The sequence below is a fragment of the Microbacterium daqui genome (assembly GCF_050408675.1).
Lineage (GTDB): Bacteria > Actinomycetota > Actinomycetes > Actinomycetales > Microbacteriaceae > Microbacterium.
Genome location: NZ_JBNTKF010000009.1, coordinates 35,903 through 53,143 on the forward strand (window position 1 = coordinate 35,903; position 17,241 = coordinate 53,143).

General features: G+C 64.5%; 16 protein-coding genes. 10 read left to right on the plus strand and 6 right to left on the minus strand.

Annotation, left to right across the window (positions count from 1 at the left end):
* Nucleotide 1: 1 nt before the first annotated feature.
* On the minus strand, nucleotides 2–682 hold the full coding sequence (gene mtrA / locus ACQUSY_RS07545; RefSeq protein WP_428903874.1) for an MtrAB system response regulator MtrA: 681 nt from the start codon (nucleotides 680–682) through the stop codon (nucleotides 2–4).
* A gap of 125 nt (nucleotides 683–807) precedes the next feature.
* Here mtrA and ACQUSY_RS07550 point away from each other — a divergent pair, with 125 nt between their 5' ends.
* From ACQUSY_RS07550 to ACQUSY_RS07585, 8 genes are all read left to right on the plus strand, one after another.
* Entirely contained in the window at nucleotides 808–2,202 is a 1,395-nt protein-coding gene (locus ACQUSY_RS07550; protein ID WP_428903875.1) for a glycerophosphoryl diester phosphodiesterase membrane domain-containing protein, read from the plus strand.
* Between the two features lies 1 nt (nucleotide 2,203).
* Nucleotides 2,204–2,866, plus strand: coding sequence for a DUF4129 domain-containing protein (locus ACQUSY_RS07555; RefSeq protein WP_428903876.1), 663 nt, complete (start codon nucleotides 2,204–2,206; stop codon nucleotides 2,864–2,866).
* Nucleotides 2,863–4,059 carry a DUF4350 domain-containing protein gene (locus ACQUSY_RS07560; RefSeq protein WP_428903877.1) on the plus strand — a complete coding sequence of 399 codons (1,197 nt, stop codon included), beginning with the start codon at nucleotides 2,863–2,865 and terminating at the stop codon, nucleotides 4,057–4,059. Before ACQUSY_RS07555 ends, ACQUSY_RS07560 begins: the two co-directional genes overlap by 4 nt.
* A gap of 2 nt (nucleotides 4,060–4,061) precedes the next feature.
* Nucleotides 4,062–5,048, plus strand: coding sequence for an AAA family ATPase (locus ACQUSY_RS07565; protein ID WP_428903926.1), 987 nt, complete (start codon nucleotides 4,062–4,064; stop codon nucleotides 5,046–5,048).
* Between the two features lie 2 nt (nucleotides 5,049–5,050).
* On the plus strand, nucleotides 5,051–6,358 hold the full coding sequence (locus ACQUSY_RS07570) for a DUF58 domain-containing protein (RefSeq protein WP_428903878.1): 1,308 nt from the start codon (nucleotides 5,051–5,053) through the stop codon (nucleotides 6,356–6,358).
* A gap of 59 nt (nucleotides 6,359–6,417) precedes the next feature.
* Nucleotides 6,418–6,867: a Fur family transcriptional regulator gene (locus tag ACQUSY_RS07575; protein WP_428903879.1), complete on the plus strand. Its 450-nt coding sequence runs from the start codon at nucleotides 6,418–6,420 to the stop codon at nucleotides 6,865–6,867.
* On the plus strand, nucleotides 6,864–8,312 hold the full coding sequence (locus tag ACQUSY_RS07580) for a catalase (protein ID WP_428903880.1): 1,449 nt from the start codon (nucleotides 6,864–6,866) through the stop codon (nucleotides 8,310–8,312). The genes ACQUSY_RS07575 and ACQUSY_RS07580 overlap by 4 nt, the downstream gene beginning before the upstream one ends.
* Nucleotides 8,313–8,449: 137 nt before the next feature.
* On the plus strand, nucleotides 8,450–9,205 hold the full coding sequence (locus ACQUSY_RS07585) for an aquaporin (RefSeq protein WP_428903881.1): 756 nt from the start codon (nucleotides 8,450–8,452) through the stop codon (nucleotides 9,203–9,205).
* Nucleotides 9,206–9,705: 500 nt separating this feature from the next.
* Here the strand turns inward: ACQUSY_RS07585 and ACQUSY_RS07590 are convergent, their stop codons facing one another.
* Complete coding sequence (locus ACQUSY_RS07590; RefSeq protein ID WP_428903927.1) at nucleotides 9,706–10,698, minus strand: stage II sporulation protein M; 993 nt, start codon at nucleotides 10,696–10,698, stop codon at nucleotides 9,706–9,708.
* A gap of 16 nt (nucleotides 10,699–10,714) precedes the next feature.
* On the opposite strand from ACQUSY_RS07590, the gene ACQUSY_RS07595 reads away from it, so the two are divergent.
* Entirely contained in the window at nucleotides 10,715–11,536 is an 822-nt protein-coding gene (locus tag ACQUSY_RS07595; protein ID WP_428903882.1) for an RDD family protein, read from the plus strand.
* A 132-nt stretch (nucleotides 11,537–11,668) separates the two neighbouring features.
* Here ACQUSY_RS07595 and ACQUSY_RS07600 read toward each other — a convergent pair whose 3' ends face one another.
* Complete coding sequence (locus ACQUSY_RS07600; RefSeq protein ID WP_428903883.1) at nucleotides 11,669–11,875, minus strand: DUF3499 family protein; 207 nt, start codon at nucleotides 11,873–11,875, stop codon at nucleotides 11,669–11,671.
* Nucleotides 11,876–11,959: 84 nt separating this feature from the next.
* Here ACQUSY_RS07600 and ACQUSY_RS07605 point away from each other — a divergent pair, with 84 nt between their 5' ends.
* Nucleotides 11,960–12,382, plus strand: a complete 423-nt coding sequence (locus ACQUSY_RS07605; protein WP_428903884.1) for a hypothetical protein — start codon at nucleotides 11,960–11,962, stop codon at nucleotides 12,380–12,382.
* Between the two features lie 71 nt (nucleotides 12,383–12,453).
* On the opposite strand, the gene ACQUSY_RS07610 is transcribed toward ACQUSY_RS07605, so the two are convergent.
* The 3 genes from ACQUSY_RS07610 to ACQUSY_RS07620 form a co-directional block, all read right to left on the minus strand.
* Complete coding sequence (locus tag ACQUSY_RS07610) at nucleotides 12,454–13,842, minus strand: DUF5719 family protein (RefSeq protein ID WP_428903885.1); 1,389 nt, start codon at nucleotides 13,840–13,842, stop codon at nucleotides 12,454–12,456.
* Nucleotides 13,839–16,682: a glycosyltransferase gene (locus ACQUSY_RS07615; protein WP_428903886.1), complete on the minus strand. Its 2,844-nt coding sequence runs from the start codon at nucleotides 16,680–16,682 to the stop codon at nucleotides 13,839–13,841. Before ACQUSY_RS07615 ends, ACQUSY_RS07610 begins: the two co-directional genes overlap by 4 nt.
* 76 nt (nucleotides 16,683–16,758) lie before the next feature.
* Nucleotides 16,759–17,076: a WhiB family transcriptional regulator gene (locus ACQUSY_RS07620; protein WP_428903887.1), complete on the minus strand. Its 318-nt coding sequence runs from the start codon at nucleotides 17,074–17,076 to the stop codon at nucleotides 16,759–16,761.
* Between the last annotated feature and the right edge of the window lie 165 nt (nucleotides 17,077–17,241).

Genomic DNA, 17,241 nt, shown 5'->3' on the forward strand with positions numbered 1-17,241 from the left:
GTCATACGACGGCGCCGGCGCGATAGCCCACGCCTCGCACCGTCGTCACGATCTTCGGGTTGTCCGGGTCGATTTCGACCTTGGCGCGCAGGCGCTGCACGTGCACGTTCACGAGGCGCGTGTCGGCCTTGTAATGGTAGCCCCAAACCTGCTCCAGCAGCATTTCACGCGAGAACACCTGCTGTGGCTTCGAAGCCAGTGCAACCAACAGTTCGAACTCGAGCGGGGTGAGGGCGATGGCTTCAGAACCACGGCGCACTTCGTGCGCGGCAACGTCGACGGTGAGGTCGCCGACGCGCAACACCTCGGTGACATCGGTAGCAACCGGACGCAGGCGCGTACGAATGCGCGCAACGAGCTCCTTCGGGTTGAAGGGCTTCACGATGTAGTCGTCGGCACCGGCCTCCAGACCAACAACGACGTCGCTGGTGTCGGCGCGTGCCGTCAGCATGATGATCGGCACGCCGCTCTCGGCGCGCACACGACGACAGACCTCGATGCCATCGATACCGGGCAGCATCACATCCAGCAGAATCAGATCGGGGCGTGACGAACGGAATGCATCAACAGCTTCGGCTCCGTCTGCGCAGAAAACCGTCTGAAAGCCTTCCGTACGCAGCACGATGCCGATCATCTCGGCAAGCGCCGTGTCGTCGTCAACGACGAGGATGCGTGAGGTCATAGTGATGAATCATCCTTCGATTCTGATCCAGGACATGGGTGTCCGACACATCAAGGTTAGTAGACGCCCGGAGATTATCGGCAGTGGTGTGACACGATGGAACGGATTCACCTAGGGAGCGTCATATGTCAGGAACCTTCGGATGGAGCCCAGCGTCACGTCAGGGCATCATTCCCCTTCGTCCGTTGACGTTTGGTGAGGTTCTCGGAAAGAGCTTCAGCGCGCTACGCCATAACCCTCGCGTTCTGCTCGGATTCGCCATCAGCGTGACCGTCGTCACGAGCCTCGCCACCTCCGCTGTCGTGATTTGGCTCACGGTCGCGCTGATCCAGCGACTCAACGCTTTTCCTCGCGACCAGTTCGGGTCTGACGAATACCTGGAGATTCTGTACGGGTCGATGGCCACGATCGGCGTGGTCAGCTTCGTGCTCGGTCTTCTCTCGATGCTGGTTGCCACCATCGTGCAGGCCGTTGTAGCCGCCGAGGTCGGTGGCGCGGTCGTCGCCGAACGCCAGTCGCTGGGTGAGATTTTGCGCCGCGTGAAGTCTGCGATCTGGCGCATTCTTGGCTTCTCAGCGTTGCTGGGCGCCGCGATCTTTGTTGCCGTTGCGCTCTGGGTGCTGGTACTCGTCACCCTGAACGGAGCTGAATGGGTCGCTCTCCTGCTGTTGCTGGGTGCGATTCCGACGGCCATCTGGATCGGCATGAAGCTCGCGCTGACGCCGGCGGTCATCGTGCTCGAGCGCACCGGCGTGTTCCGCAGCATGCGCCGTTCGTGGTCACTCACTCGCGGCTTCTTCTGGAAAGTTTTCGGAATCATTGTTCTGATCGGCCTCGTATTCGCCTTCGCCGGTCAGGCCGCTGGCACCGTGTTTGGCTGGCTCACGCAGCAGCTCGTTCCGGTGCTTGCCCCCACCGGTGACCAGATGGTCGACCTGCTCTCCGAGGCCATCGTTGGCAGCATCATCCCGACCGCCGTGATGACGATCGTGAGTGCGATCGGGACCGTGGTTTCAGCGACCGGTGTCGCGATCGCCTACGTTGACGTGCGCATGCGCAAAGAAGGCTTGAGCATCGACCTGCAGAACTACATGGACAACCGCGATGCGGGTCGCGCAACGGTCGAAAACCCCTACGCCTTCAGCCCCGGTCACGTGCCGACGATGGCCGGCTACGGCCAGGGCTGGTACGGCCAGAACCCCGCAGCGCCCGGCGGCTACGGCCAGCCTTCATACCCCCAGCCCGGTTACGGCCAACCCGGCTACGGCCAACCCGGCTACGGTCAACCCGGCTACGGGCAGCCTGCCTACGGCCAGCCGGCCCCGTCGACTCCGCCCGCCTATACCGCTCCAGGCGGGCCCACGCCAGGCGCACCCGGCCCGTACACGGCACCGGGAGCTCCCGCCGCCAACGAGTTTGTGGTTCCGTCACAGCCGCCAGCAACTCCCGGGTACAGCGCACCCCAGCCGTTCTTCCCGGTGATTGACCCGGACGCGCCGCGACAGGAAGGCACTCGCTGACGTGAGGCATCTCTGGGCGATCGCTTGGCCCGACCCCGACGAGGCTCAAGAGCTCATCGACAAAGAGTTGAGCGACCCGCGCTATCAAGTGCCGGAGCCAACCTGGTGGGACAAGCTCGTCAAGGGCGTTGTGGATTTCTTTCAAGACCTGCTGTCGTCGGTGACGAGCAACGTCACCGGCCCTTACATCGTGTGGATTGTGGCGGCCGTCTTCGTAGTGCTCGTTATCGCCGCGTTTCTGATTTGGGGTCGTCCCCGATTCGCGATTACGTCGCGCGCCACCCCTGATGCCCTGTTCGGCGACGACGATGGCCGTAGCGCTGCTGAGCTTCGAGACGCGGCAGACGCCGCGGCTCGCGCCGGCGAGTGGAACCAGGCAATTATTCTGCGCATGCGGGCACTGGCGCGAGGGCTCGATGAACGCGGCATTGTCGTTCTCGACCCCGGCGCCACCGTGCAGCAGTTTGCGCATGAAGCGGCACGAAGCTTTCCTGGGCACACCGCGGTGGTCGGCACTGCGGCGCGGGTTTTCGACAACGTTCGCTACGTGCGCATCGAAGGCACGCAGGCCGACTACGAGGGCCTTGCGGGGCTGGACGCTGAACTGCAGCGCACACGGCCCGCAGCGCTCAGCGCACTGCCGGGAATGGCGGTGTCGCCATGACGTTGCCCTCCCCCGTCGTTGCACCCACGATCACGCCGCTTGCAATGGAGCCCCGCGCGCAGGGGCGCCGACGACGAATTCTGTTTTGGGTGGCAGCTGCCCTGATTGCGGTCATTCTGGGCAGCGTCATTGCCTTGACGCGCCCCTCACTCGATGACGCCATCAAGCCGGGTCTTGCCCCCGACAGCACCGCGCCCGACGGTGCCGGCGCCGTCACCGAGGTTCTCAAAGATCACGCGATTGACCTGAAGCGCACCGAGTCTCGCACCTTCGCTACGAAAGAATCTGTGGGTGCCACCCTCGTGGTTCCGGCGACCCCCGCGCTCTCTGACGATGCTTTCGGCACGCTCATCGCGAGCGCCGACATTGTGGTGTTGATTTCGCCGACGAGCACGCAACTCGACACCGCGCTGTCAGGCACGCGTGCGGGTTTCAGTGGCGAAGCGGTGAAGCCCGGGTGCTCGGCCCCCCTCGTGAGCGGCCTTGGTGCCGCCACCATCAGTGGTCTCTTTGCCGCGCCGGACGCGACCGCCTGCTACGAAGACGGTAACGGTGCGGGCCTGCTCATCGCGGAGCGCGGCGCGCAAACGATCTATGTTCTTGACGGTACGTCCGTCATGTCCAACGAAGCCGTCGGTGAGGAGCACAACGCCGGCCTGGCGCTGCGACTCCTCGCCCAGCGCGACACCCTCGTTTGGTACGTCGCGACCCCGGGAGACACCGACTTAGAACCCGGCGAGGGCGCGACGCTGGGCGAACTGACACCGAACTGGGTGACGCCGGTCATCGTGCTCGGCATCATCGTCGCACTGGCCGCGATTGCGTGGCGTGGCCGTCGGTTTGGCCCGCTGGTGGCGGAACGACTTCCGGTCACCGTCAAGATTTCGGAAACCCTCGAAGGCCGAGCGAAGCTCTACGCGCGTGGACGCGACACCGCGCACGCCGCACGTGTTTTGCGTACGGCGACAACACGAACCCTCGCTCGAAAACTCGGCCTCGCATCCTCAGCCCCGCCAGCGCGCGTTGCTTCTGCTGCCGCGAGCATGCTCGCGATGAACCCGCAGCAGCTCGAAAACCTCCTGGCCGGCCCCGCCCCCGCGAGCGATGCCGCCCTGCAAGATCTCAGCGACCATCTCATTCACCTGGAAGCCGCCGTGACCGCGGCCTTCCGCACCGAAAGGACCTCCTCGTGAGCATGAATGCGAATCCTGCCCCGTCGAATCCTGCTCCGGCAGATCCGGCGCGCGACGCGATCGCCCGTGTGCGCAATGAAGTTGCGAAGGCGGTGGTGGGGCAAGACGGAACCATCACCGGCATGCTGATTGCGCTGTTGGCTCGCGGGCACGTGCTGCTCGAAGGTGTTCCCGGTGTCGCCAAGACGCTCACGGTGCGATCGTTCGCGACGGCCCTTGGCCTCGACACGAAGCGCATCCAGTTCACGCCCGACCTGATGCCCGGTGATGTCAGCGGCTCGCTCATTTATGACGCGAAGAGCGGCGAATTTGAGTTTCGTGAGGGCCCGGTGTTCACGAACATTCTGCTTGCCGACGAAATCAACCGCACGCCCCCGAAGACGCAGTCCGCGCTCCTCGAGGCGATGGAAGAACGCCAGGTTTCAACGGACGGTGTGAGCCGCAAGCTGCCCGACCCGTTCTTGGTGGCGGCTACGCAAAACCCGATCGAGCAGGAGGGCACCTACACGTTGCCAGAAGCTCAGCTCGACCGCTTCCTGATGAAGCTCATCGTTGAGGTGCCGCAGCGTGATGCCGAGGTCGCGGTGCTCCGCAAGCACGCCGCGGGCTTCACCCCGACAAAGCTCGCTGATGCTGGCCTGCAGGCCGTGATCACTCCCGAGGAGATTTTCGCTGCGCAACAGGCCGCTGCCGGCGTGCATGCCACCGAGGACCTGCTCGCCTACATCGTTGATCTCGCTCGCGCGACGCGTCTCAGCCCCTCGGTGCAGGTGGGCGTGAGTCCGCGTGCCTCGACCGCGCTGCTGGCTGCGGCCAAGGCTTGGGCATGGCTCAGCGGCTACCCGGCCATCACCCCTGACCATGTTCAGGCGATGGTGGTTCCGGTGTGGCGTCACCGCATCAAGCTGCGCCCCGAGGCCGAAATCGAAGCCGTCACCGCTGACAGTGTGCTCGCCAGCGTGTTGCAGCAGACGCGAGTGCCGTTTTAAACATGTACGTCACCGGCCGCTTTCCCCTGCTCGTCGCCCTCGGCGTCGTACCCGTCATGGTGCTCGCCGTGGCGGGAATTTCGCCGTGGGCGGTACTCGTGGCCTGGCTGGTGTTCTCGCTCGTGGTGGCGACTGGGGATGCGTGGCGTGCGGTGAGCCCTGCCGCGTTGACACTCGTGCGCGACGGTGCCACCCGGTCGCGTCTCGGCGACGCAGTACAGACCGGAATCTGGATCACGAATACCCACGCGCGCGCCGCGCACCTCACCGTGCGCGACGCATGGCAGCCCACGGCGGGCGCCCCGCTCGAGCGCGCCTCGGCTAACATTCCGGGCGGTGAGCGACGCCGCATCTCGGTGCCGTTGTTACCACGACGTCGGGGCGAATTGCAGAGCCCGTTTGTCGCGGTGCGCAGCGCCGGACCACTGGGCGTTGCCGGCCGTCAATCCCTCATCAAGAACGTCGGTACGCTCCGCGTGTTGCCGCCGTTCACGTCTCGTCGTCATCTCGCCTCTCGCGTCGCACGATTGAAGGAGCTGGACGGCAACACCTCGCTCCAGGTGCGTGGTCAGGGCACGGAGTTCGACTCGCTACGCGAGTATGTGCGTGGCGATGACGTGCGCTCGATTGACTGGCGTGCCACGGCCCGCTCGTCAACCACGATGCTGCGCACGTGGCGCCCGGAGCGCGACCGCCATGTTGTGATTCTCATCGACACGGGTCGCACGTCAGCGGCACGCGTAGGCGACGGAACCAGGCTGGATGCGTTTTTAGAGGCAGCGCTGTTGCTGACGGCGCTGGCGCAGCGCGCTGGCGACCACGTGCACGTCGTGATGTTTGATCGCGTTGTTCGCGCCCGTGTCAGCGGCGTCGATGGCCCCCGCCTGCTGCCAGCGATCGTTGACGCTATGGCGCCGGTCGAACCACAACTGCTCGACACGAACTGGGATGCTGCGTTTGCAGAAATCCGCACCCTCACGACCCGACCGTCGCTCGTCGTTCTGTTGACAGCGCAAGACTCCCCGGATGCTTCCCGAGCGTTCCTCGGCTCTCTACAGCCGGTGACGGCACGCTCCCGGGTGATCGTTGGTTCCGCCACCGACACAGCCCTCGACGACATCACCCAACAGCGCGCGCACATTGACGAGGTCTATCGCGCTGCGGCTGCCGAACAGACCGCCGCCGAAGCGCGTGCCGTTGCCTTGGCGATGGAGCGCGCCGGGGCTGAGGCCATCACCGATACGCCGGAAGACCTGCCGCCGCGTGTTGCCGACCGTTACTTGGCGCTGAAGCGATTGGGTCGGTTGTAGCCATCATCTGCTTGGTTCCTTTTTATGAATCATTCATATTTAGTGGTAAAGTGGGTGCCATGCACACCCATGCGACTCCGGCACCCGCCGAAGAAGCGTTGCGCCGCGCCGACTTACGCGTAACCGCACAGCGCGTTGCGATTTATCGCGCGCTTGCCGCCCATCCCCACTCCAGCGCAGATGTCGTCTTCGCGCAGGTTCGCGAAACCGTGCCCGGCATCGCACTCCCCTCGGTACACAACGTGCTCGGCGACCTGGTCTCTGCCGGCATCGTGCGCCGCGTCAGCCTCCCCGATAGCGACCGCGCCCTGTACGAGCTCGCCGAGCCTGCCGACAACCACCACCACGTGCAGTGCGTCATGTGTGGTTCCGTGCAAGACGTCGAATGCGCCGTCGGCCACGCCCCCTGTCTTACCCCGTCCGATAACCACGGAATGCGCGTGCTGGAAGCAACCGTGACATTCCGCGCCATCTGCTCCGACTGCGAAAGGAAACAGCAGCAAGAATGACTGACAACTTCACCACCACACAGACCGGTACCCCGGTCGCCAGCGATGAGTTCTCGCTCACCGTTGGTTCTAACGGTGTCACCGCTCTCCACGACCGCTACCTGGTTGAGAAGCTCGCTTCGTTCAACCGCGAGCGCACCCCGGAGCGCAACCCCCACGCCAAGGGTGGCGGCGCTTTCGGTGAGTTCGAGGTCACCGAAGACGTCTCGAAGTACACGCGCGCCGCTATCTTCCAGCCGGGAGCAAAGGCTGAAACGCTTATCCGTTTCTCGTCAGTTGCCGGTGAGCAGGGTTCGCCAGACACGTGGCGCGATGTTCGTGGCTTCTCGCTGCGTTTCTACACGACGGAGGGCAACCTCGACATCGTCGGTAACAACACCCCGACCTTCTTCATCCGTGATGGCATCAAGTTCCCTGATTTCATCCACTCGCAGAAGCGCCTGGGCGCTTCGGGCCTGCGTGACGCTGACATGCAGTGGGACTTCTGGACCCTCTCCCCCGAGTCGGCACACCAGGTGACCTACCTTATGGGCGACCGCGGTCTGTCGAACTCGTGGCGCGAACTCAACGGCTATGGCTCGCACACGTACCAGTGGATCAACGCCGAAGGCGAGCGCTTTTGGGTCAAGTACCACTTCCTCTCCCACCAGGGCGTCGTTCGCATGGACCCGGCTGAGGCCGAGCGTATCGCCGGTGTTGACGCTGACTATTACCGTCGCGACCTGTACAACGCGATCGAAGAGGGCAACTTCCCGAAGTGGGACATGTACGTGCAGATCATGCCGTACGCGGAAGCCAAGGATTACCGCTTCAACCCGTTCGACCTCACCAAGACCTGGTCGAAGAAGGACTATCCGCGTATTAAGGTCGGTACCTTCACGCTGAACCGCAACCCGAAGAACTTCTTCGCGGAGATCGAGCAGGCGGCGTTCTCGCCGGGCAACCAGGTTCCTGGCACCGACATTTCGCCCGACAAGATGCTGATGGCTCGCGTCTTCTCCTACCCGGACGCTCAGCGCCACCGCATTGGCACGAACTACAACCAGCTGCCGGTTAACCAGCCGCACGCTACCGAGGTTCGCAACTACATGCACCAGGGCAACATGCAGTTCTTGTACAACGACGCAGACGCACGCGTCTACGCGCCGAACTCCTATGGCGGCCCGGCGGCCGAGCCCGCTCGCGCTGGTGAGGGCAGCTGGGAGAACGACGGCGAACTCGTGCGTTCGGCTTACGCCCTGCACGCTGAAGACGATGACTTCGGTCAGGCCGGCACGCTGTACCGCGACGTGTTCAACGACGAAGAGAAGGCTCGCTTCCTCGACACGCTTGTCGGACAGTACGGCGGCCTCACGGTTGACCGCATCAAGGAGCGCTTCCTGCAGTACTGGGCGAACGTTGACGCCGACCTGGCAGACAAGATTCGCGCACGCGTGGGTGCATAACCCTTCGCGGTAGCAACGGGCTCGGCATGGTGACATGCTGAGCCCGTTCTGTTTGTTCGCGATCCTTTCCCTCTGAGACAACCGTGACCGGTAACATCGCCGCATCACATTCATCCCAGACCAGATCGGGAAACATCATGAGCACACCGAAAGCCACCGAGCCGACCACCGGCTCCAAACTTGCTGCTGAAGCGGTCGGCACCTTCCTCCTCGTGTTCTCCATCATGGGCACAGGCGTATTCGGAGCCTTCTTCTTGGTTCCGGATGCCGCTCCAGCCGGCGGAGTCATCCCCATTGCCGTCGCCCTCGGCCTGGGCGTCGCCCTCGTCATCGGCGTCTACGCATTCGGCCCCATCTCCGGCGGCCACTTCAACCCGGCCGTGACGATCGGCCTGGCCGCCGCGGGGCGCTTTGAATGGCGCAACGTCGCCGGGTACCTCGTTGCACAAGTGGTCGGCGGATTGCTCGCGACGACGGCCGCCATGGCCATCGGTGTCTTCGGCCCCGATGGCTGGATTGCGGCGGCGCAAGCCAGCGGATTCGGCTCGAACGGTTACGGCGAGCTCTCCCCCGGCGGATTCGGCCTGGTCGCTGCCATGATCACCGAAGTTATTGTCACCGCGATCTTCGTGTGGGTGATTATCAGCGTGACCCACCCCGATCGCCCCACCCCGTTTGCGGGTCTTGCCATTGGTTCCGCGCTGTTCCTGCTGATCCTCATCGCGATCCCCGTCGACAACGCGTCGATCAATCCGGCTCGTTCGCTGGCAACCGCGCTGTACGGTGGTTCCGACTTCCTGATGCAGGTGTGGGTGTTTATCGTGTTCCCGCTGGTCGGCGCGCTGATCGCAGGCTTCAGCTACAAGGCACTGTTCGACAACGTCAAGCGCTAACCCGCAATAGCGAATCCCCACGCACGGGGTGTGCGTGGGGATAAGAAACCGAACGCTCGGATTCGCGGGAGTCACATCGAGTGTCGCGGCCAGCGATGGGTCTGCCTTTTCGATATCGACCGTAACGAGTGCCGGACCGTTTTCTTTTGCCGTCGGTGACCAGTTCGCAATGTCGACGGTTCGCCAATTTCTCGAGGTCAGCACGTACTCAACGGCGGCCGCGAGATTCGTGCGCCAAAGACCATCTTCAGCCTCAACGACAACGTCGTTCCCACGTCGATAAGCGCGACAATCTCATCAATTTCTTGCGCTCGTCCGTATGTCAAAGGGACGTCGCTGTCGATGCCGCTGTCAACGCCGAAGCAGGATGGTTTCGATTCTCGGGCTGCGAGACCCAGAACGGAATATGTCGTGGATGCCATGGCTCACTATTTGTCGAAAAGCACGGGCGGATGCATGTCGCACTTTCGACTGTAGCGGATTATTCACGGCGCTTATTTTCACCCGGCCACGAGTTGTGTGCTACCGCGCTCATGCTCGGTGAGGTCACCGTCTTCTCCCGCGCGGACCGCGCGTCGCCCGAACCACAGCATGTAGAACAAGAAGATGCCGAGCGCGACCGCGCCGATACCGATCTTGACCGCCCATGGCCACGACTGCTGCCCGGTGACAAAGCCTTCAACCAGGCCGGAGAGTGCCAGGCCCAGAATGAGGCCGACAACGACGGTTGCCAGTGAGCGGCCCGCCTGGGCGAGCGACTCTAGACGCGTCATCCGCCCAGGGGCGACCCACGCCCAAAAGATGTGCAGGCCGGCCGCGATCGCCACAAAAATACACGTCAGTTCTAGCAGGCCGTGCGGCAAAATGTGCAGCAAGAACACATCACCGCGGTCAAACTCCATCAGCACCGCGGCCGATTGGCCGAGGCCGACAGCATTTTGCATGAGCGCCGCCACCGGGTAGATCCCGGTAATGCCGAGCGCAATCACCTGGGCTGAAATCCACGCGTTGTTTGTCCACACCATGCCAGCGAATGAGGCCGCCGGGTTGTAATACTCGGTGAAGTCGTTCTCGGCGTACGCCCGCAGCGCCGCGTTGTCACCGAGCGCCGCGATGAGTGCCCGGTCCGTCGAAATCCAGAACGCCACGAGAGACGCGATCGCGACGAACGCGACGGCCACCGCGAGCGTCGTCCACCGCAAGCGGTACAGGGCGGCGGGCAACTGCAGCATAAAGAACCGAGGAACCTGGCGCATGACGTTGTCCGGTGCACCCGTGAGGCGTGCGCGGGCATTGTTCAGCAGGGTCGACAGGTAGTCGCTCAGTAGCGTGCGCCCCGCACTCGTCTTCGCATCAGCCAGGTCGGCCGAGGCGGCGCGGTACCTGGAGATCAGTTCGTCGACCTCGTCACCGGTCAGATGCTTGGCGCGCGCCAACGCCGCGAGACGATCCCACTCCCCCGCTCGCGCCGCGCGCAGTGCATCCAGGTCCATTTGATTTACTGTACTCATGCCAACTGTGAGCACCGCGAATCTGCAGGACGAAGTCCTCACCGGCGAGGCTGTCGCCCTCGACCTGCAGCCGTTGGGCCTCGTCGCTCGCGCCGTCGGCGCAGCCATCGATGTGTTCCTGATGGCCCTCGAGTTTCTCGCGATTGCGATGCTGCTGCAGTGGCTCACCAACGAAGGCATCCTCGACGAGCAAACGTTTCGTATGGCGTTGATCATGGCCTTCGCCTTGATCGCCGTCGTCATCCCGACTGCGGTGGAAACGCTGAGTCACGGCCGCAGTGTCGGCAAGCTCGTCATGGGTGGCCGCATCGTGCGCGCAGATGGCGGAACCATTGGCTTTCGTCACGCATTTCTGCGTGCGTTGGTGGGTGTCGTTGAGATTGTGATGACCTTCGGAACCATGGCACTGCTGGTCGGTATCTTCACGCCGCGAGCGCAACGCCTCGGCGATCTCGCCGCCGGAACGTACTGTGAACGCGTCCGTGCCCCTAAGGTTCCGTCCGCCGACATCATGTTGCCGCCGCAGCTAAACGAGTGGGCGCTGGTTGCTGATGTTTCGCGCATGCCTGACCGACTCTCCCGCAAACTGTGGCAGTTTTGCCATGAATCGGCGGTCATTGACCCCGCTTTTCGCCACCGCCTTGCGAGCGACCTGCTCGCCGAGGCGTGGGACTACGTTCACCCCATGCCTCCGGGTGATCCGGTCACCGCGGTGACCGGAATCATGGTGATTCGGCGTGATCGGGAGCTCCGCGCCCTGCAGGCACGTAACTCCCGTTCGGGCACACTGCTCGCGGGCACAGCGTCCCGGGCATCGTGAGCCTCCTCTGACACCACCATGGTGTCTGGCTCGACGCTAACGGGATTCATAGGTGCGGCACAGCTCTGCGCGGCGGGTTCAGGGACGGATGGGGGTCATCCCTGAGTACGTGCGGGGTGCACCCTCAGCGCACTACGACTGCAGCGTTTCATGACGCACAATCAGCCAGCCCTTCGGCACCGACAGGCGCTCGTAGTGCTGTAGGCACAGGTCGTGCGCGTGCGGGTTGCCAGCCGGGCCCAGCGGGCCCACAGCCGCCATCTGGTCGGAATAGTCATACGTCAGCGTCGCGATCGCTTCGCGCGAGCACCCCACCTTGGAACACAACCTGGCCTTCATGATGCCCCCACATTAGCGAACGCTCATGCACGGGCCGAGCCTGCGGGTCGGCGTTCCGCAAAACGCGACGCGTAGGATGGAGACATGACTGGTGACGCCGATCCGACGCCCGCGCGCTCGCGCTCACGTCACGGCCGCCACGGTCGGGCTGGTCGCTCGCAGCTGACACGCCCGCCGCTCCCCCAGCTCGAGAGTCGCATAGACCGCTTTGACGTCATCGTCGCGACGACAAGCGAGTATTTGCGGGGCGCTCATGAGGCGCTGCGCGACGTGCGCTTCGAGATCGGAACCATTCCGTTCGACGCCCAGCGCGAAATGCCGCGTTGGTCAGTTTTCCGCGAAGAAAAGCGGGTGGTGCTGTTTCGGGTTCCGCTCGAGCGCCTCGACAAATGGCACCGCGACGATGAATGGCACGGCCGCATGATCGTCGAATCGGCCGTCATCTACGCTGCCGCCGAGTACCTCGGCAAGGAGCCGTGGGAGCTCGCACCCGACCGTCGCCGGTAGGGCGATGCACATTGTCCGCCCGCCCCGCGAGCAAGCGAGACCCAACGTGCCATCGCCGGTAGCTCTCGCGCCTAGTGCCGCACGACGACCGGCTGGGCCGCAGCGTCAGCAGGCCACACCGGATAGGTTGCGATGGCGTTGTCTCCGGCGTAGCTGATCGCGGCGTGGACCGTGCCCTCGTCAACGGTGATCGTGCCGTTGGTCGCAGGGTTCACGGCCACCGTCATCGATGTGCCCACTGCGATCGTGTACGCCATATCGCCTGCTGGCGAATCCACACGCACCGTGGCTTCGGCGTCGCCGGAGTTCGCGAGCGTCAGAGAGGGCGTCGCGCCATCGGAAACCGCGAACGGCGTATCACCAGCGCTCAGCGCGGGAGCTGCCGTGGCCCAGGCAAAGTCAGCGCCGGCTTCAAAGCCCGTCGTCGACCAAACACCGGCGACAACCGGGTGTAGCGCAGTGACGGTCATGACGTACGTGCCCGCGGGTAGTGGCGGCACCTCGACGTCGGCAGGAATTCCGCCCTCAAGCGCCATCGTCGTCAGGTACGCGTCGGTTGACGCACCCACCGCACGGAAAGATACCGTCGCCGTCGTCCTCTCCGTGGGCGACAACAGGCGCGCGTGCTGAAATTCCATTACTCCGGCACCAGCATCTGACACCACGATGCCCGGCACAACCTGCAGGGTTTCGGCACGGGCAACCGCACTCTGCACGTCGATACCGCCCGTCGACAGGGTGCGCACGAGGCCCGACTGCAGGTTGGCCAGCACGGGGGTATCGTGCGCGTCGATGCGCAGTACCGGCCCCAGTTCGTCGCCAGCAAACGCCGCGACATCGACAGCGACCGTCGACTTCGCCGCCACGACAATGCCCGTCGAACCCGGCACCGTTTGTGGGCCAGCGACGCCGTAAACCGTGATGTCAACCGTCGCCGTCACTTCACCCGGGTTTGTCAGCGTGACGATCCCCGTGGTTCCGGTCGTCGTATCCGCGCCCACGAGCCAGGACTGCATGCTCGCAGGCTGGCAACCGTACGCGGCAAAGCCGGTGAGATCTGGCGTAGCGATTGTGACGGAGCCCGCCGCTGCTGCCGCAACCCGCTCGCCATCGACCGGATCGATAGCAAACATGGTCGAGGTGACGTCAGGAACGTTCGTGACAGCGACGGTCTCCTCGCGCAGCCCGACATTCTCAGTCGTGACAAAAGCGACCGTCTCCGCGATCGACAACGACTGCGCGTCAGTGGCGTCGCGCCCGAGCGCGAGCAGTGGTCCGGAGCATCCCAGGAGCGTTGTACCGGCGGCCGGTTGCGCGGTGACGGCTGGCCTACTCGCCTCGGTGGCACCGACCGGAACCAGCACGGCGGCGGCGACGCCGACAGTTGCGCCCGCGACAATTAGCAGGCCGCCGACAAGCCGGGCGCTCAGGTGGAGTGCGCTCGTGCGCTGCGTGCTCATAGGTGCTCCTCTCCGCGCGCGTCAACGATACGTGGCTTGCGGCGTGAAGCGCGCACCGACGTGGGCGTCGGAATGGCCAGCAACAGCGCGATCAACGTGACGATGCCCGCGGCAATCGCCATCGTGCGCACGTACTGTGTGTCAGCGGCGGTGAATTCGGCTCGCGGTGCAGGCTCACCGTCGTAGCGCCACAGCGCACCCTTACCGGTCTCCCCCACCCGCGTGAGGCCAGACAGCACGTTGAGCGAAGCAATCGCCGACTCACGTGCTGCCTGCGCTCGCGGTTCGTCCGTGGTGAGCGCCACCAGCACATACTGCATACCGAGCTCACCAACGGCGTCAGCCGAGGTTCCGGCACCCGGGGTCACGAGTGCGGCAACTTCGGTGGCCAACGCCTCGTCGGCCTCGGTCACCGTCGTGCGCGTATTCACAAGCGTTGATTGCGCGCCGAGGGCATTGGTTCCTCCCCACACCACGCGGGTCAGGAATGATCCGTCACCCTGCGGAACCAACACGAGCGTTCCGAGGTCCGGGTTTTCGCGGGCCTCAGCGGCGACAAACGCGGGCAGCGTCGTGTCGCGCCCCGGCGTCAACGCGGCCTCGCCACGAGCCGGTGCCGTCAGCAGCGGAACCGCGGCGACGGCGATCAAGATCGTTGTGATTGTCGCAATGGTTGAGGTCACACCACGCTTCATGCGGGCGCTGTCAAGCGTCACCAGCGCGGCAAGAACCAGGCTCAGCCACGCAGCCGACAGCAACGCGCCGGGCCAGATGGCCACGGCTTCAGCGTCGTGGAACGACAGCGCAATACGAGAAACGATCAAGGCAGCTGCGGTAGCGCCGGCCGCCACGAGCACGAGGGCCGAGCCGACTCGCCACCGGGCCAAGAACGGTGCGACAACAGCAAGGACGAGAACCGGAACCACGAGAAGCGCGGCAAACGGAGCCCACGATTCGAGGCCCCACGTCTGCAGAAAACGCGCCCAACCCGCGGGATCAGCATCGGGGAATCCGGCCGCCAACAACAGACTCCCCAGCCAGGAGCTGTCGGCACGGTCGCCGCCGAAGACGGGCCCCGGGTCGACGATCGTGGCGAGCGGGTTACCCAGGGTCCAGTTGCGCCACGCGAGGGGCACAAACCACACCAGGGTGGGCACGATGACCCAGAGGAAGCGTACGGCGCTGCGCACCCAGCCGAAGCTTGTAAAGACAACGGCCGCGACAACCGCCGCGACAACGAGGAAAAGCCCAAGCGATGGCGAGCACGCCGCGATCGCGGCGAGAATTAGAGATGCCGCTCCGGCCGCTCCCCAGGAGCGGTGGGCAGCCATCAGAGCGTACGCGAGCCAGGGCAACAGCAGGTGCACGAGCACCGCCGTGGGGCGGGGCGTCATGAGTGCGGAGAGGAAGACCGGTGACAGCGCCCAGGCGAGTGCACCGACGATGCGCAGGCCCGAGCGCTCGGTCACACGCGTTGCGGCAAACCAACCGCCGATGACCGCGAGTGGAAGCGCAAGCACCCAGAGAGCAACAAATGTCACACCCGGTGCGGCCGGCCACAGGCTGCCGATGAGGGCCACCACCGTCGCGAAGGGGTCTGCGGGGCCGGGGCCGTCGAGTCCGACGCCGGCGTAACCAAACTGCGTGTCAGCCCACAGCTGAGTGACGGTGTCACGCAGCGGCAACAGGGCGCCACCCGCGATCGTCGGCCAGGCCAACAGCGCGGGAAAGAGAACGATGGAAACGACGAGTGCGCCGAGCGCAACCCACGCGCCACCACCGGAGAAAAAGCGGAGGTCGCCTTTGACCGTGGTGTTGTCTTCGGTTGCCTCTTGGCGTTCTGCGGCCTTCACCTGGCGTGGCGTCAGTCGCAACGGCGCGACGCGCTTAAAGCCAGCACGCGTGCCGGCAAGCGCACGACGCGAGCGCGCAATCGCACCCCACCGCAGCCCGGCCGCCAAGGTGCCGCCCCACTCCGGGATCACCCGGTCGGGTTGCTTGTTCAACAGGTGCTGGAACGTGCGACCGAGCGCCAGGAACGGAAAACTCAGCATGTGCAGCACGACGGCCCACGCGGGTGCGTACGTGAGGCGACGGTGCAACTGCGCCACGCGTGTGACGTAGTGAATGCGACGGCGGTCGCGTGCCTTGCGCGGTGCAGGGAGCCCCGCAACACCGTCACCGTAGACCGCGACGACAGCCGGCGGCGCTAAATCGACGCGGTGCTTTCGCAGGCGCGCACGAACACCAATATCGAGGCCCTCATCGCCGCCCGCGAGTGCGGGGTCTGGGAGGAGATCTTTGACCTCATCGGCGCGAATCAGCATGCCGCGAATATCGGCGCCAAGGAGGTCTTCCGTGCCGTCGTGTTGGCCCTGGTCGATCTGGCCAACACCGATCACCACGGCACGACCGTACTCGGTCATCGAGACGCCGACCGATTCAATGATCGCGGGCTCATTGGCGCGCACCAGTTTCGGTGCAACGACGGCGACCGAAAGCGAAGTCTCGAGACGCGCGGCGAGATGCTGCAGCGCGTCGGGCGCCGGAACCGTGTCTTGCGCGAGTAGCCACAGGGCGCGACCCTCGGCAATGCGGCGCGAAGCGAGGCCGATCGCGGCAGCGAATCCGGTCGTTGCGGGGGCAGCGATGATGCTTTCCGCACCAGAGGCGTTGAGCACCGCGGTGATGTCTGTGTGCGAGCCACACTGCACGACGGTGAGCGCGTCAACCGGCTGGGTTTGCTCGGCAATTGCCGCGAGCGTTTCTTTCAGGTGCGCGAGAGTCTCGGTGCGGGTGTCGGCACGGACAACGAGAACGGCGTGAATGGGGGCGGGCATAGCAGTGCCAGCCTAAGCAGGAATCGCGAATGAGAGCGGCGCACGCGCCGGACACGCCGGAGCGAGCGCCGCAAACTCAGACTGCTCGGCGCTTGAGCTTTCGACGTTCGCGCTCGCTCAAGCCGCCCCAGATTCCGAATCGCTCGTCGTTCTGAAGGGCGTACTCGAGGCATTCGGAGCGCACATCGCACGTCGAGCAGATACGCTTCGCGTCACGCGTGGATCCGCCCTTCTCCGGGAAGAATCCCTCGGGGTCGGTCTGCGCACACAGCGCATCCGTTTGCCAAGCGAGAGCGTTATCGTCGTCTTCGGATGGTTTGCGAACGCCCGGAACACCGAGGTGAACCGGGTCAACGAACCAGTTGTCGGGAACGCCTGAACGGTAAGCCGTCATGTGCTCTCCCTTTCTTTTCCCCCGGACACAGGATGCCGTGCCCTACCTAATTACACCCGTGTCATTCGTGTGGGTCAAGTCGCAGATAGTAAACCCTCAACCAGTTCTTTAACCTTCATGTGGAAAACGCGGCGTGTCGCGGGCAAAACATACAAAACTCCCGCG